Source organism: Sphingomonas bacterium, assembly GCF_903643035.1.
GTDB lineage: Bacteria > Pseudomonadota > Alphaproteobacteria > Sphingomonadales > Sphingomonadaceae > Sphingomonas.
In genome coordinates, this window is the sequence record NZ_CAHJWW010000042.1 from 1 (window position 1) to 15,487 (window position 15,487).

At 68.8% G+C, this 15,487-nt stretch carries 14 protein-coding genes; 9 read left to right on the forward strand and 5 right to left on the reverse strand.

All coding sequences use genetic code 11. The features are described from left to right. From HUV01_RS04500 to HUV01_RS04520, 5 genes are all read left to right on the forward strand, one after another. The coding region (locus HUV01_RS04500) for a transferrin receptor-like dimerization domain-containing protein (RefSeq protein ID WP_302480021.1) at positions 1 to 339 on the forward strand (339 nt) is incomplete at its 5' end. A gap of 218 nt (positions 340 to 557) precedes the next feature. Next, positions 558 to 3,449: a TonB-dependent receptor domain-containing protein gene (locus HUV01_RS04505; protein WP_254606380.1), complete on the forward strand. Its 2,892-nt coding sequence runs from the start codon at positions 558 to 560 to the stop codon at positions 3,447 to 3,449. Between the two features lie 113 nt (positions 3,450 to 3,562). Then, on the forward strand, positions 3,563 to 4,066 hold the full coding sequence (locus HUV01_RS04510; RefSeq protein WP_174297115.1) for a YciE/YciF ferroxidase family protein: 504 nt from the start codon (positions 3,563 to 3,565) through the stop codon (positions 4,064 to 4,066). Between the two features lie 65 nt (positions 4,067 to 4,131). Next, entirely contained in the window at positions 4,132 to 4,797 is a 666-nt protein-coding gene (locus HUV01_RS04515) for an HAD family hydrolase (protein WP_174297116.1), read from the forward strand. Between the two features lies 1 nt (position 4,798). Then, positions 4,799 to 5,848 (forward strand): SDR family oxidoreductase, encoded by a 1,050-nt coding sequence (locus HUV01_RS04520; protein WP_174297117.1) that lies wholly within the window; start codon positions 4,799 to 4,801, stop codon positions 5,846 to 5,848. Here the strand turns inward: HUV01_RS04520 and HUV01_RS04525 are convergent. From HUV01_RS04525 to HUV01_RS04540, 4 genes are all read right to left on the reverse strand, one after another. Then, a complete protein-coding gene (locus HUV01_RS04525; RefSeq protein ID WP_174297118.1) occupies positions 5,815 to 7,074 on the reverse strand; it encodes an adenosylmethionine--8-amino-7-oxononanoate transaminase in 1,260 nt (419 codons plus the stop codon). The two genes, HUV01_RS04520 and HUV01_RS04525, sit on opposite strands and share 34 nt — an antisense overlap. Further along, positions 7,071 to 7,691 carry a dethiobiotin synthase gene (gene bioD, locus HUV01_RS04530; RefSeq protein ID WP_174297119.1) on the reverse strand — a complete coding sequence of 207 codons (621 nt, stop codon included), beginning with the start codon at positions 7,689 to 7,691 and terminating at the stop codon, positions 7,071 to 7,073. Before bioD ends, HUV01_RS04525 begins: the two co-directional genes overlap by 4 nt. Continuing rightward, positions 7,688 to 8,809, reverse strand: coding sequence for an 8-amino-7-oxononanoate synthase (locus HUV01_RS04535; RefSeq protein WP_174297120.1), 1,122 nt, complete (start codon positions 8,807 to 8,809; stop codon positions 7,688 to 7,690). Before HUV01_RS04535 ends, bioD begins: the two co-directional genes overlap by 4 nt. A gap of 116 nt (positions 8,810 to 8,925) precedes the next feature. Continuing rightward, positions 8,926 to 9,654 (reverse strand): SDR family oxidoreductase, encoded by a 729-nt coding sequence (locus HUV01_RS04540; RefSeq protein ID WP_174297121.1) that lies wholly within the window; start codon positions 9,652 to 9,654, stop codon positions 8,926 to 8,928. Between the two features lie 289 nt (positions 9,655 to 9,943). On the opposite strand from HUV01_RS04540, the gene HUV01_RS04545 reads away from it, so the two are divergent. The 4 genes from HUV01_RS04545 (at position 9,944) to HUV01_RS04560 (ending at position 13,495) form a co-directional block, all read left to right on the forward strand. Then, the gene (locus HUV01_RS04545; RefSeq protein WP_174297122.1) at positions 9,944 to 10,549 is read left to right on the forward strand and encodes a VOC family protein; all 606 of its coding nucleotides are present in this window, start codon (positions 9,944 to 9,946) and stop codon (positions 10,547 to 10,549) included. 58 nt (positions 10,550 to 10,607) lie between these two features. Further along, positions 10,608 to 11,450, forward strand: a complete 843-nt coding sequence (locus HUV01_RS04550; protein WP_174297123.1) for a fumarylacetoacetate hydrolase family protein — start codon at positions 10,608 to 10,610, stop codon at positions 11,448 to 11,450. Positions 11,451 to 11,495: 45 nt separating this feature from the next. Beyond that, the gene (locus tag HUV01_RS04555) at positions 11,496 to 12,491 is read left to right on the forward strand and encodes an ABC transporter substrate-binding protein (protein WP_174297124.1); all 996 of its coding nucleotides are present in this window, start codon (positions 11,496 to 11,498) and stop codon (positions 12,489 to 12,491) included. A gap of 179 nt (positions 12,492 to 12,670) precedes the next feature. Then, positions 12,671 to 13,495 carry a hypothetical protein gene (locus tag HUV01_RS04560; protein WP_174297125.1) on the forward strand — a complete coding sequence of 275 codons (825 nt, stop codon included), beginning with the start codon at positions 12,671 to 12,673 and terminating at the stop codon, positions 13,493 to 13,495. A 48-nt stretch (positions 13,496 to 13,543) separates the two neighbouring features. Here HUV01_RS04560 and HUV01_RS04565 read toward each other — a convergent pair. Beyond that, the coding region (locus HUV01_RS04565) for a xanthine dehydrogenase family protein molybdopterin-binding subunit (RefSeq protein WP_174297126.1) at positions 13,544 to 15,487 on the reverse strand (1,944 nt) is incomplete at its 5' end.

Consider the following 15,487-nt stretch of genomic DNA (forward strand, 5'->3'; position numbering starts at 1 on the left):
GCCGCCGACGCCGCGCTGGAACGGATCGCCACGCTCGCGCCGGCGACGCGCGCGCGGGTGGAGGAGGGCCTGCGCTCGATCGACCAGCTGCTGCTCGATCCCGCCGGCCTGCCGGGCCGGCCGTGGTACCGGAACCTGATCTATGCGCCCGGCACGCTGACCGGCTATGGCGCCAAGACGCTGCCGGGGATCCGCGAGGGGATCGAGCAGCGGCGCTTCGCCGACGCCGCCGCCTATGTCGTACGGACCGCAGCGGTGCTCGACGCCTATGCCGCGCGGCTCGACGCCGCCGTGTCGATCATGAAGACCGCCGCGCCCCAGACCATGGCGGCCGGGTAGAGGCCCGGCCCGACCCCGCCGCGCGAACCGCGATCCGGGCCGCGCGAACCGCGATCCGGGTCCGCGCGACCGTTGGGGCTTTAAGCATTACCCCGGCCGCGAGACGCGAAGACGGATGCCGGCCACTTGCGATCGTTCCCATTCCTGTCATCATGATGAAAAGATCATGGTCGGGAGGGGATCAGCAGCACGGTTAGGGGGCTAACATGCGTGACGGGATGCTATTCTTGCGGGCGGGCGTGGCGATGCTGTCGTTGGCGGCGGCGTTGTCGGCGGGCGCGGCCTGGGGCCAGGCGGCGCCCGCGACGTCCAGCAACAACGCCTCTGACGTGGCGGCCCAGGCGGCGGACCAGCCCGCGGCGGGCGGGGACGTCGTGGTGACGGGATCGCGCATCCGCCGCGATCCGCTGGACCAGGCCTCGCCCGTCGTCACCGTGGACGCGCAGGCGATCGCCAAGACCGGACTGTCGTCGATCGCGGACGTCCTCCAGCGCCTGCCGAGTTCGGCGGGCGGCCTCAACACCCGGTTCAACAACAGTGGCAACCTCGGCAACCCGCCCGACGGCGGCGGCGTCGGCGCGGGATCGGCGACGGTGGACCTGCGGTATCTGGGATCGAAGCGGACGCTCGTGCTCGTCGACGGACTGCGCTACGTCAACGGCGCGTCCGCGAGCGGCATCCCGGGCACCGTCGACCTGAACTCGATCCCCGACGGCATGATCGAGCGCGTGGAGGTCCTCCAGTCGGGCGCGTCGCCGCTCTACGGGTCGGACGCGATCGCGGGCGTCGTCAACATCATCACCAAGTCGAAGCAGGACGGGCTGAGGGCGAGCGCGCAATACGGCCAGTTCCGCCAGGGCGACGGCCAGACGCAGAACTATCAGCTGAGCTACGGCGCGGGCAGCGACAAGGTCCAGATCGTCGCGGGCGGCGACTACATAAAGCAGCAGTCGGTGCGCTCGTCCAACCGGTCGATCTCGCAATATCCCAATCCCGGCCAGACGAGCTGCACCGACCCGATCGGCGGATGCAGCAGCGCGACGCCCAACGGCCGCTTCATCATCGGGGATTACAACATCACGCTGCGCGCCCCCGTGATCGGCCGCACCCCGACGTTCGATCCCACGCTGGCCACGGGCGACTACAAGGCGTTCACCGCCGCGGACCGGTTCAACTTCGCGCCGTTCAACTATTTCGAGACGCCCAGCGAGCGGTACGGCGCGTTCCTGAACGCGCGCGCCGAGTTCAGCGACGCGCTCAACCTGCGCGTCAAGGCGGTCTACAACCGCCGCAATTCCCAGAATCAGGCCGCCTTCCTGCCGCTGTTCATCGGCCCCGACGCGGGCAACGGCAACCTGCTCGACACCGTGTCCGTGGACGCGACCAACCCGTACAACCCGTTCGGCGTCACCCTGTCGTCGGGCGCGAACGGCGTGCCGGCCAACTACAGCTTCATCGCCCGCCGCCTGGTCGAGGCGGGACAGCGGACCTATACGCAACGGGTCGACACGATGTCGCTCACCGGCACCCTGGATGGCCGGTTCGCCCTGTTCGGGCGCAACTGGTACTGGGACGTGAACGCGGTGGTCGGCTTCAACGACGCCCATCAGCTGTTCACCGGCAACGTCAACGCCGCCAGGCTGGCCCAGGCGCTTGGCCCCGCCGCGCTGTGCACGGGCGCGTGCGTGCCGTTCAACATCTTCGGGGGCGTGGGATCGGTCACGCCGGCGATGCTGGCATATGTCGGCTTCGACGAGCAGGACCGCAGTCGCCAGAAGCTGAGCGACTACGAAGCCAATCTGACGGGGGAACTGTTCGACCTGCCGGGCGGTCCGATCGGCGTGGCGGTCGGGTACGAGCACCGCTATCAATACGGCAACTTCATCCCCGACCCGGTGATCCAGGCGGGGCTGGGCGCGGACATCCCCGCCCAGGCGGCGAGCGGCAGCTTCAAGGTGGACGAGGTCTATGGCGAGCTGCGCGCACCCCTGCTCCGCGACGCGCCGTTCTTCCGCCTGCTCGAACTGAACGGAGCGGCGCGCTATTCCCGATATTCCACCTTTGGCGGCAACACCACGCTGACCGGCGGCGCGTTGTGGAAGCCGGTGGCCGACCTGCTGCTGCGCGGCTCCTATGCGCAGAGCCTCCGCGCGCCCAGCATCGGCGAGCTGTACGGCGCGCGGTCCCGGTTCGACCAGCCGTTGTCCGATCCCTGCACCAACGTCGCCGGCTCGCTGTACCAGACGTCCGCCGTCGTGCGCGCGAACTGCACCGCGAACGGCGTCCCGGCCAACGGCAGCTATGCCGAGCCGCAGGGCGGGCAGTTGCCGGTGCTGACGGGCGGCAACCCGCAGCTCCGGCCGGAGACCGCGCGCACGCTGCTGTTCGGCGGCGTATACAGCCCCGCCTGGGCGCGTGGCGGCCTGGCGAGCGCGTTCAGCGTCGAGGTCAACTATTACGACGTCGAGGTGAACGGCGCGATCTCGTCGATCGGCGCGGACGTGCTGCTCAGCCGCTGCGCGCTGACGGGCGATCCGTTGAGCTGCGCCGCCATCCGGCGCACGCCCGCCGGGTTCATCTCGTCGATCAACGGCGTGCTCCTCAACACCGGCGGCATCAAGACGCGCGGCATCGACGCGACGGTCAACTTCCGCACGCGGCAGACGCGATACGGGCTGTTCGGGGTGAGCCTGCTCGGCAACTACCTGCTCCGGTATCAGGAGAGCGTCCCCGCGACGACCGGATCGACGGTCACGATCTACGACCAGTCGGAGCGCGGCAGCCCGGACCAGGCCTATCCGCGGTTCAAGGGCACGGGGATCGTCGACTGGACGCTCGGGCCGGTGAACGCGAGCTTCACCGGCCGCTATGTCGACGCCGTGACCGAGATCGATGGCGGCAACCGGCTGGGCAGCCGTTTCTACGGCGATGTCCAGCTTCAGTTCCGCCCCGGCTGGATGGATCGCAAGCTGGCGTTGACAGTCGGCGTCAACAACGTCTTCAACAACGACCCGCCGGCCTGTTTCAGCTGCAGCCTGAACAACTACGACCCCACCACCTACGACGTCCCCGGACAGTTCGGGTATCTGCGGCTATCCTTCGGTATCTGAACGGAATATCGGCCGGCCTGCTGGATGCGTATGGGTCCGGGCGCGGCCCATGGGCGTTGAAGGCGCTTGTGACCCGGTCGACCTGCGGTCACGGTCCATGAAGGGAACCGATGATGTCGAAGCCTGAAACCCTGCGGGAAATCTATGCCGACGAGCTCAAGGACCTGTGGTCGGCGAACGACCAGATGAGCCGCCTGCTCGGGAAGATCGTGTCCGAGGCGAGCGACGGCTCGCTGAAGGAGATGCTGGCGAAGTCGCAGGAGGGCATCGCCAAGCATACGGACACGCTGAAGGAGCTGATCGCCGGCCAGGACGAGACGGTTGCCAAGGAGCATTGCAAGGGCATGGAGGGCCTCGTCGCGGAGGCGACCAAGCACGTCCTCGAGGAAGGTCCGGACAAGGGGCCGCTGCTCGACGTCATCATTATCGCACAGTACCAGCGCATGACCCATTACGGCATCGCCGGCTTCGGCACCGCGGCAGCCTATGCCAGGGCGCTCGGCCTGGACGACGACGAGACCAGGCTGAAGGGCGCCACCAAGGAGATACATGGCGGCGACGAATACATGAACAAGCTCGCCGAGACGGGCGTGAACCTCCAGGCGAAAGCCGCCTGATCGGAACGCCCGCCGCCGCGACCGGCGGCGGGCCTCCCTTCCGGTTCGATCAAGGCAGCCGCGACATGGCCATCAAGGCCGTCTTCTTCGACATCGACGGCACGCTCGTCGACAGCAACGACCAGCACGTACTCGCGTGGGAGGAGGCGTTCGCCTTTGCAGGCGCGAGCTTCGACCGCTCGCTGATCCACGACCAGATCGGCAAGGGGACCGACATGCTGGTCCCCGCGCTCCTGCCCGACCTGGACGAGACCGGGCAGGAGGGGCTGGGGAAGGCGCACGGCGCGATCTTCAAGATCCGCTACCTCGACGCGGTGAAGGCGTTTCCCGGCGCTCACGACCTCCTGGCGCGGGTGCGCCGGGCTGGGCGCAGGGTTGTCCTCGCCTCCTCGGCGTCGACGGCGGAACTCGACCATTACATCGGCCTTCTGGATGCCCGCGACCTCGTCGACGCGACGACGAGCGCGGACGATGTCGAGAAAACCAAGCCGGCGCCGGACATCTTTGCGACCGCGCTGGGCAAGGTCGCGCCGCTCGGCCCGGACGAGGTCGTCGTCGTCGGCGACACGCCCTATGACATGGAGGCGGCGGGCAAGTGCGGGATCGCGGCCGTGGCGCTCCGCTCCGGCGGGTTCTCCGACCGGTTGCTGATCGGGGCGGGGGCGGTCTGTGTCTACGACGACGCCGCCGCGCTGCTGGACGATTTCGACTGCTCGCCGCTGGGGAGATGACATGCCGATCAGGCTGAAGCCGCTGGGCAAGCAGGTGCTGGTGGTGACGGGCGCGACGAGCGGGAACGGGCTCGCCATCGCGGAACGTGCGGCGAGGAGCGGCGCCGCGGTCGTGGCCGTCGCCCGCAACGCGGTGGCCCTGGAGGACCTGCGCGCCCGCCTCGCCGCCGATGGCGCGCGGATCGCGACCTGCGTGGCGGACGTCGCCGACCTCCCCGCCCTAGAACGCGCCGCCATGGTCGCGACCGATACATTCGGCGGTCTCGACAGCTGGATCAACAACGCCGCAACCGGAACCTATGGCACGCTGGAGCAGGTGCCGGTCGAGGACCATCGGCGCGTGTTCGACGTCAACTATTTCGGCACGCTGTACGGCTCGCTGGTCGCCGCGCGTCATCTGCGAGCCCGTGGCGGCGGTGCGATCGTCAATGTCGGCTCGATCCTTGGCGACCGCGCGATCCTGCAGCAGGGACCCTATAGCGCCACCAAGCATGCGGTGCAGGCGCTGACCGACACGCTCCGCATGGAGCTGGAGCGCGAAGGCGCCGGCGTCTCGGTGACGCTGGTCAAGCCCGGCGCGATCGACACGCCCTTTCCCGAGCATGCCCGCAACTTCATGGATAGCCCGGCGAGGCTGCCGCCGCCGCTCTATACGCCCGAGGTCGTCGCGGACGCGGTGCTCTTTGCCTGCGCGAACGCGCGGCGGACGCTCTATGCGGGAGGGGGCGGGCTGTTGTCGTCGGTCATGTCGCAGGCCGCGCCCCGGCTGGCGGACGCGATCATGGAGGCGCTCGGGACGACGGTGCAGCAGAAGCCCGACGATCCCGGCGAGCCGGAGCGGCGCGACAACCTTTACGAGCCTCGCGCCGATGCGCTTCGCGGCAGCCGAAAGGTGCAGGCCCGGCGCTCCAGCCTCACGTTACAGATCCAGAAGCTGCCGTCGTCCGTGGCGCTCGGTCTGCTGGGCGTCGGCGTCGGCGTGGCGCTGGCGGGCGTCGCCAGAAGCCGGCGCACCCGTCAGATATCGCAGGCTTCCGCGATCGCTTCATAGACCAGATCCAAATCCGCGTCGCTGATGCAATAGGGCGGCATGACGTAGACCGTGTCCCCCAGGGGCCGCAGCAGCACGTCCCGCCGGCGGAAGAAGTCGAGCAGCCGCGGAGCACGATCGGAAAGATAACCGGCGCTGCCCCCAATCTCGATCGCCGTGACCGTACCCAGCCGGCGCGCGCCCGTGATCGTGGGCAGCGTCTCGAGCGCGGCCAGCCGGTCCGCCTGGCGGCGTGCCAGGTCGGCGACGCGGTCCAGAACCGGCTCCTCGCGCCAGATCGCGAGATTGGCGTTCGCGGCGGCGCAGGCGATCGGATTGGCGGTGTAGCTCGACGAATGGAAGAACATCCGCCCCCGATCCGAACCGTGATGCGCCGCGAAGACCGGCTCGATCGCCATCGTCACCGCGAGCGGGATCGCGCCGCCCGTCAGCCCCTTGGACAGGCAGAGGATGTCGGGCACCACCCCCGCCTGTTCGCAGGCGAGCAGCGTGCCGGTGCGCCCCCATGCGGTCATCACCTCGTCCGCGATGAAGAGAACGCCGTGATGCGTGCAGATCCGGCGCATCTCGGCCAGGATCGCGGCCGGATAGACGAGCATGCCGCCCGCGCCCAGAAGCAGCGGCTCGACGATGAAGGCCGCCGCCCCGTCCAGGCCCACCCCGTCCCGGCAAGCCCGATCCAGCGCGTCGAGCGTGTCCTGCCCGCCGCCGGCGGCGGGGAAGGGGATCGTCTCCACGTCGAACAGCAGCGGTCGGTAGGCGCGGTTGAACACGCCGCGCGCGCCCACGGACATCGCCCCGATCGTGTCGCCATGATAGCCGTTCTCCATCACGAGGATACGATGACGCGGCTCGCCCCGGTTCAGCCAGTAGCCCAGCGCCATCTTCAGCGCGACCTCGACGCTGGTGGAGCCGGAATCGGAGAAGAACACGCGCGTCAGCTCGGGCGGCATGATGGCGCGCAGCCCGGCCGCGAGTGCCTCGGCCGGCTCGTGCGTCCATCCCGCGAAGATGATCTGGTCGAGACGCCCCGCCTGCTGCGCGATGGCGGCGGCGATCCGCGGGTGCGCATGGCCGTGCGTCGTCACCCACCACGACGAGATCGCATCGACGACGCGCCGCCCGTCGCTGGTGAAAAGCGCGGCGCCGCCGGCGCCGGTGACGAGCGGGGTCGGCTCGCCCAGTCCGTGTTGGGTGAAGGGGTGCCAGATGGGGGAAGGGGTCATGCGAAATCCTCGAGCTGGAAGCCTTCAAGGAAAGCGGCCCGGAGCGTTCCGGCCGTCAGCGTCGGCAGGCGGGGCAGGCGGCCGAGCCGCTTCACGCGCCCGAAGGTGACGATCGTCTCCTCGCTGTCCTCCGCCGGATCGCCGTTGAAGGCGATGCCAACGATCGGCACGCCGCGGACGCGCAGCGCCTCGATCGTCATCAGGCTGTGGTTGATCGTGCCCAGCCCGGTCCGCGCGACGATCACGGCCGGATGGCCCCAGCGCGCGAAGAGGTCCGCGAACAGCAGCCCGCGCGTGACGGGCACAAGTGCTCCGCCCGCACCCTCGACGATAAGCGAGCCCGACGTCCGTGGCGGTATGATCCGGTCGGGATCGATCGCCACGCCGTCGAGCTCGGCCGCGCGATGCGGCGAGCAGGGGGTCGCCAGGCGATACGTCTCCGGCAGGATGCGGTCGGCATCCACCCCGAGCGCGGCGACCGTCGCGGCGTCGCCGCCACCGCCGAGTCCCGCCTGCACGGGTTTCCAGTAGGACGCGCCCGTGGCGCCTGCGAGCGCGGCGGCGAACACGGTCTTGCCGACGTCAGTATCGGTGCCGGTGACGACGATGGTGCTCAAAGCCGGTCCCGCAGGGTCGCCATGAGCGCCACGATGTCGGCATCGTCGATGTTGAGGGTGAAGGATAGCCTGAGACGCGAGGTACCGGGCGGCACCGTCGGCGGGCGCACGCCGCGCACGTCAAACCCAGCCGCCCGCATCGCCGCGGCGACCGCCATCGTCCGCCGATCGTCGCCGATGATGACGGGCTGGATGGGGGAGCCCGAGGCGGGCAGTCCCAGCTTGTCCAGCGCACGCCCCGCGGTGCGGACGAGCGTCCGAAGCCTGTCGCGCCGGTCCGGCTCGTCGCCAAGGCAGCGCAGCGCATCGCGCACGATCGCGGCGACCAGCGGCGACGGCGCCGTCGAGAAGATGAACCCGCGCCCCCGATTGACGATGAAGTCGCGCACCGTCGCGGCCGCGAGGATCAGCGCGCCCTCGCAGCCCAGCGCCTTGCCGCAGGTGCGCAGGACGACGACATTCTCGCGGCCGTCGAGTCCCGCCGCCAGCCCGCGCCCGCCCGGCCCGAACACGCCGGTCGCATGCGCCTCGTCGATCAGCATCATCGCGTCTTCCCGCTGGGCGAGCTCCGCGAGGCCGGCGAGCGGCGCCCGATCGCCGTCCATGCTGTAGAGGCTCTCGACCGCGATCCATGGCGTCCCCATGCCGCCGCGGCGGCGCCAGCCGGTGATGACGTCGGCGGCCGCGTCGACGTCGTTATGGGCAAACGGCGCCGTCTCGGCACGGCCCAGCCGCATGCCCTCATGTGCGCTCGCGTGGACCAGCGAGTCGTGGACGACGAGGTCGCCCCGTTGCGGCAGCGTGGAGAACAGGAGCGTATTGGCCCCGTACCCGCCGCCGGTGAAAAGCGCGGCTTCCGATCCGAAGAAGCGCGCCGCCTCCTCTTCCAGCCGCTCATGCTCGTCGCAATTGCCCCGCAGCAGGCGCGAGCCGCCCGACCCGGTTGCCACCCCGCGCCCGAGCGCATCGATCGCCGCCTGCCGGAGCCGCGTCGATCCGGCGAGCCCCAGGTAGTCGTTGGACGAAAAGTCGAGGTCCCGCTGCGGCACGAGAGACCGGCGCCGGCCGGCCGTTTCCAGGCGCGCGAGCTCGCCTTCCAGTTTTTCCAGTCCCGACATCGGCCTGCGTTAGCGGTATATCGCCGATCTGCCGAGGGCGGCCTTCCCGTTTCCCCAACCTGTGCCCGCCGCGGCGATACGGGCGAGCGATGCGCACGCGTCCGTACCGGCGGCGACTACCAGGGTTCGGGTCCGTCCGGACCGACGAAGGTGCCCGTTCGGCCGTCCCCCGACAATATCATCCTTACTGCCGGTGCGGCGCCTTCCTCGACCGGCGCGCCACGGGTCCGGCCATTAAGATCCGTCCTGACCAGCCCCGGATTGACCGAGTTGACCGCGATCCCCTCCTCCTCGAGTTCGGCCGCGAGCTGGATCGTCAGCATGTTGAGCGACGCCTTCGCCGCCGCATAGCCGAGCGGTTTGACCTTGGCGTACACCCATTCGGGATCGGCCTGGAGCGCGAGCGAGCCGATGCTGCTCGACTGGTTGACGATCGATGCGGACGCCGACCGGCGCAGCAGCGGGAGCATCGCCTGCGTGACGGCGAGCGCCCCGAAGAAATTGGTGTCGAACGCTCGCCGCACCGCGCCGGGATCCGCCTTGCCGGGCGGTCCGTCACCCTTGAAGACGACACCTGCATTGTTGACGAGGACGTCCAGGCCGCCGCCGTCCGCACCGATCGTGTCGGCTGCCGCGGCGATGATTTCGGGATCGAGAACGTCGAGGCGGACGAACTGAGCGTCGCCGCCCCCGTCGCGCAAGCTGGCCGCGGCCGCCTCGCCAAGCACGGGATCGCGCGCGCCGAGCCAGACGCGCAACCCCGCGGCCGCGAGCTGCCGTGCGATCTCGAGCCCGATGCCCTTGTTGGCGCCCGTGACCAGCGCGGTGCGGACCGGATCGGACATGATGATTTCTCCCGTGCGCGGCGGCGGTATTGTCGCCCATCGCCATATTGGCCTTGCGGACAGTATGGAAGACCACGCCGGTTCGGTAGTGACACGGCGGCCCGTCCAGGCGCGTGCGGACGCGCCCGAAGCCGCGATGGATTGCGGGCGACAGGCCGGGAAGGCCGCCCACCCCACTGGACCGGCCGCCCGCAACTTAACGGTATCACGTCCTCGCGGACCGGGGCATTAAGTGACGCGGAGCGGAGGCCGGCAGGCAAGCCTGGACCCCGGACGCATGGAGAGAGATATGCCGGACGTCATTCCGTCGCCGACCCAGCCATGCTCGAGCCTGAAGATCAGCGAGACGATCCTGAAGACGGGCCGCCTTGACGAGATGATCGCCTGGTACACCACCGTCCTTGGCGTTCCGCCGTTCTTTGAGCACAATCCGGATGCGGGGACCAGGCCGCTCGACCTTGGCGGCCAGACACGCGCAAGCGACCTGCGGATGTGCTTCTTCCGGTTGTCGCTCGATTTCCCCTACGTCCAGACGATCGGCATCTTCCAGGAGCCCGGTACCGGGCTGATGCCGGTGAAGGATGGTCCCGGCCTTCACCATATGCAGCTTACGACATCCGATCTCGACGGGCTCTGCGTGACCTACGAAAGGCTGCTGGGCCACGGGATGCGACCGCACCGTAGCGCGGACCACGGTCCGATGACGAGCTTCTACTACCGCGATCCCGACGGGAACAACGTCGAGATCACCGCGCAAAACTTCGCGACGCTCGAGCAGATGATCGGCTTCATGGCCTCGGACGCCTTCAAGGCCAATCCGTCGGGGCGCGAGATCGATCCGGGTGACTATGTCGCGGGGCGGCGGGGACGCACGTCGGCGACTCCGGCCGGTTGACGTCGCGGCTTGGACATTGATGCCGGCGGCACCGGCTGGACCCGGGAGGATTGACAACATGAAGATGGTGAAGGTGGAACGGCATGGCGCAACCGCCGAAGGATTGATCGACGGCGATCTGGTCCATGTCCTGGGTGAATGGCGCCCGGGTCTCGCCGAGGACGCACCCTTCACCTTGTCCAGGCGGTCCCCGGACGACCTCGCTGCGCTCCACTCGAAGTCGGCCGAGACAATACCCGTCTCGTCGGTCAAGCTGGCGGTGCCGATCGATCCGCTGGCGAAGATCCTGTGCGTCGGCATGAACTACCGCGACCACCTCAGCGAGATCGCGGTCGAGGAGTCGACCAGCCCAGTGGTGTTCATGCGCACCCACGACTCGATCGTCGCGCACGACGTTCCGGTCGTCCGGCCCAGGGCGTCGATCAGCCTCGACTTCGAAGGCGAGATCGCGATCGTCATCGGTCGCCACGCACGCAACGTCGCGGTCCAGGACGCGCTGGACCATGTCGGCGGCTACAGCTGCTTCATGGACGGTAGCATCCGCGAGTACCAGAAACACTCGGTCACCGCCGGCAAGAACTTCTGGCATACCGGCGCGATGGGTCCGTGGATCGTGTCCGCAAGCGAGTGGAGCGGCGCCGACCCGGCCTTGCAGACCCGCCTGAACGGAGAGACGGTCCAGTCCGCGCACGCGAGCCAGATGATCTTCGGCATCCGCGAGATCATCGCCTATTGCTCGCGCTGGACGCCGCTGCGGCCCGGCGACGTAATCGCTACCGGCACGCCCGGCGGCGTCGGCTCACGCCGTACCCCGCCATTGTGGATGAAGGCGGGCGACCGGATCGAGGTCGAGGTCGAGGGCATCGGCACGTTGAGCAACCTGGTGATCGACGAGGCCTGATCGATTGCCGCGCGGCGCACGGACGGATCGGATAGCGGATCGAACATGACCGACGTGAACCTCACGATCGCCTGCCAGGCCTATGATCGCGTGCAGGCGCTCCAGAGCGGGGAAGTGCGCGTCGAGGGATGCCGCACCCGTTTCCTGCCGATGCGGACGGAGGACATCTTCAGGTGCGCCTACGACGGCGCTCAGTTCGAAGTGACCGAGCTTTCCATGAGCAGTCACATCCTGATGCTCGCGCGCGGCCTTCCTTGCCAGTACCTCGCGATCCCGGTGTTTCCCTCCCGAATGTTCCGCCATTCGGCGATCTATATCCGGACCGATCGCGGCATCGACCGTCCCCGCGACCTGGCCGGCAGGACGGTCGGCGTGCCGGAGTACCAGATGACCGCGGCGCTGTGGGCGCGGGGCATGTTGTCGGACGAATACGGCGTGGCGACCTCCTCGATCCGGTGGCGCACGGGTGGGCTGGAGGAGCCGGGGCGCAAGGAGAAGTTCGGGTTGACGTTCGGCGACGGCGTGACGGTCGCGCCGATCGCTAGCGGACAGGCCTTGTCGCCGATGCTGGCGTCGGGCGAGATAGACGCGCTCATTACCGCGCGAGCGCCGTCCTGCTACTCGCCCGGCCATCCTGGCGTGGACCGCCTGTTCAAGGATCACCGGTCCGCCGAGGAAGCGTATTTCCGAAAGACGCTGATCTTTCCGATCATGCACGTGATCGGCGTCCGGCGAGACATCGTCGACCGTTATCCATGGGTGCCGGCATCGCTGACGAAGGCGTTCGACCAGTCCAAGCGGAACTGCATGTGGGCGATGTACGACGTCGGTGCCGTTTCGGCCGCGCTGCCGTGGCTCGGCGACGATCTCGCGCGCACCGTTGCGGTCATGGGAGAAGATTACTGGCCCTATGGCGTGCCTGCCAACCGGACCACGCTTGAGACTATGCTGCGCTATTCCTTCGAGCAGGGCCTGTCGCCCCGCAAACTGGAGCTCGATGAGCTGTTCGCGCCGGGAACGCTGGGCGACCTGCCCATCTGATGGGATCGCTCCGGCGCATCGCCCTCGCATCGAGGGTGACTGACGATCACAGCCGTCTTGCCTCGACCGGTTCGGCATGTGACGGGGGTGTGCACGTAGTCCGCGATGTCGATCGCCGGCGATCCGACAGCTATCGGATCGACCGGTCGGCGCAGACGGAAACGCAGGAGATGGGTAGCATGATCGGTCGCAAGAGATTGGGCCTCCTGGCCGCCGTCGCTGCCGCCCTGGGAAGCGATCCGATCGCCGCGGCGGCGGACGACCAGTGGCCGCCCGTCGCGGCCGTGTCGCTCTACGGGGATCCGAACAGGCCGGACATCTCGGGGTTGTGGATGGGAACCGCCATGGGCATTCCCGGACAGGGTGTCGTGTCGAACTCGGGAAAATCGGCAGACGGGCGGCCTCCGAGCTACTGGTCGCCTTGGCCGCTGCCGTACACGACCGCCTACCGGAAGATCTACGACGAGCGGGTCGCGAGCGCGAAGAAGGGGGTCCAGCTCGGCGACATCAGCTCGAAATGCCTGCCGTTCGGGCTGCCGACCATGGTGTCCTCGATGAACTACCCGCAGGAGATCGTGCAGACGCCGGGTCAGGTCACGTTCTTCGAGTTCGGGACGTTCCCGATCGTGGTCTGGACCGATGGCCGCTCGCATCCCAAGGGGCTGGCGCCGAGCTACAACGGTCATTCGATCGGTTATTGGCAGGGGCGGACGCTGGTCGTCGATACCGTGGGAATCATGCCGACCACATCGCTAGACTCGCACCGCGATGCGCACAGCGGCAAGCTGCATCTCAAATGGACGGTAAGCCGGGTCGCGCCGGACGTGCTTCACACGCAGATCACGCTCTATGACGACGAGGCGTTCACCGAGCCCGTCACGATGACCAACATCGCTCATCGGAAGACCGATGCGAAATGGGCACTCCTGGACGATCAATCCTGTTTCGAAAACAACCAGGACGTTCCGCCACCCGACAAGGCAAGCGGTTTCATCAAGTTCTGAGCCCTCCTGCGATCGACGGCAACCGACCTTGCGGCAGAGGCCAGACGATCAGATCAGGTCGTCTATCCGGATCGGCATCTTGCGGAAGCGGGTGCCAGTCGCATGGTATACTGCGTTGGTGACGGCGGCGGCGGCGCCGACCATGGATACCTCGCCGAGGCTCTTGGCGCCAAGCGGGTTCAGAAGCGGGTCGGGCTTGTCGACGAAGCTCACGTCGATGTCGCCGATGTCGGCATTCACCGGCACGACATAGTCGGCGAGGTCGTCGTTGAGCCAGCCGCCATAACGCGGATCGACCTCCGTCTCCTCGCGCAGCGCCGAGCCGATCGCCATCACCACGGCGCCGCGCACCTGGCTGGCGGCAGTGCGCGGGGATATGATCCGACCGCCGTCGACCACGCTGACGACGCGCGGCACGCGCACGCGCCGGGTAGTCGGCTCGACGCGCACCTCCACGAAGTGCGCGACGTAGCTGAACGTGGCGAAGTCCGGATAGTCCGGCCCGCCCCTGGCGAACTCGCCCGAGCGCAGCTTGTCGAGCGCCTTGGCGTCCTGCCCCGGCGCGATGTTCGACACCTCCACCTGAAGGAACGGACGCCGCGTCCTCGCCAGTTGCTGGTGGACGGTGCCCGACGGGGTCTGTCCGCTGGACAGCTCGGCCAATCGCGCTTTCATCTGCTCGGAGGCCTTGGCCACGGCGGGGATGATGCTCACGGTTCCCCAGGAGCCGGCGGTCAGGTGCTGCGGCGCGGCGGCGGTGTCGCCGATCGCGATTTCCAGCCGCTGCCCATCGATCCCCAGCTCGCGCTGGAGCAGCTGGGCGATCACCGTGCGGATGCCCTGGCCCATCTCGTGCCCGGCGACCGCGAACCGGGTCCCGCCGTCGGCGCTGATGCGCAGCGTGGCGATCGTCGGCGTCATCGGCGCGGGATAGCAGCCGCCGGCGACCCCCCAGCCGACCATCGTGCCGTCCGGCAGGACCGTCGAGCGCGGGGCCATCGACCGCCGCTCCCAGCCGAACCGGCGCGCGCCCTGCGTGAGGCAGTCGTTCAGATAGGCGGACGAGAACGGCTTGCCGGTGATCGGATCCGTCGTCGCCTGGTGGGCGAGGCGGAACGCGACCGGATCGCGGTTCAGCTTGTAGGCGAGCTCGTCCACCGCGCTCTCGAACGCGAAATGCGCCGGGTGCGGGTTGGGCGCGCGCATGAACCCCGGGTCCTGCGTGTCGATCCGAACGTTGCCGGACGTGCCGTCATAGTCCTTGACGCCGTACATCTTGGGCGGCGTCTCGTGATAGGCGGGCGGGAAGCCACCCTTGCGCGACTGCTGGTGGTCGGCGTCGTAGCGGATCGCGACCAGCTTGCCCGCGGCGTCCGCGCCCAGCGTGACGTGGTGGCGGCTGCGGGGCCGGAAGGTCGCGTTGTGGAAGATCTGCCCGCGCGGCATCACCAGCTTGACCGGCCGGCCGATCAGCATCGCGGCGCGCGCGACGATCGCGCTCTGGCGCTGGATCGAGCCCTTCTGCCCGAACGCGCCGCCGATATAGGGGCTCTTCACCTCGATGATCGCCGGATCGATGCGAAGCGAACGCGCGATCGACGCGAGCAGCGTCTGCGCGCCCTGCGTACCCTCGTAGATGGTCAGCCTGCCGTTCCGCCAGTCGGCGGTGGTCGACAGGAGCTCGATCGGGTTGTGATGCTGGGCGGGCGCGACATAGTGCGCCTCGACCGTCGTGGCGGCGGTCGCGAGGACGGCCTGCGCGTCGCCGGACTTGGTCGGGCGGAACGGTTCGCGCGCCGTGCCCGGGCTGTCGATCAGCGCCACGAACGGCTGGTCGGCATAGGTCGGCCGGAGCGCCTCGGCTCCTTCGATCGCGGCCTCCAGCGTCTCCGCGACGACCAGCGCCACCGGCTGGCCGCGATAGGCGATGTCGGCCGTGATCGTCGGCGTCGGTGGGGGCGGGGCCGGGGCCGGAGCCGCTCCGGCGGCCCG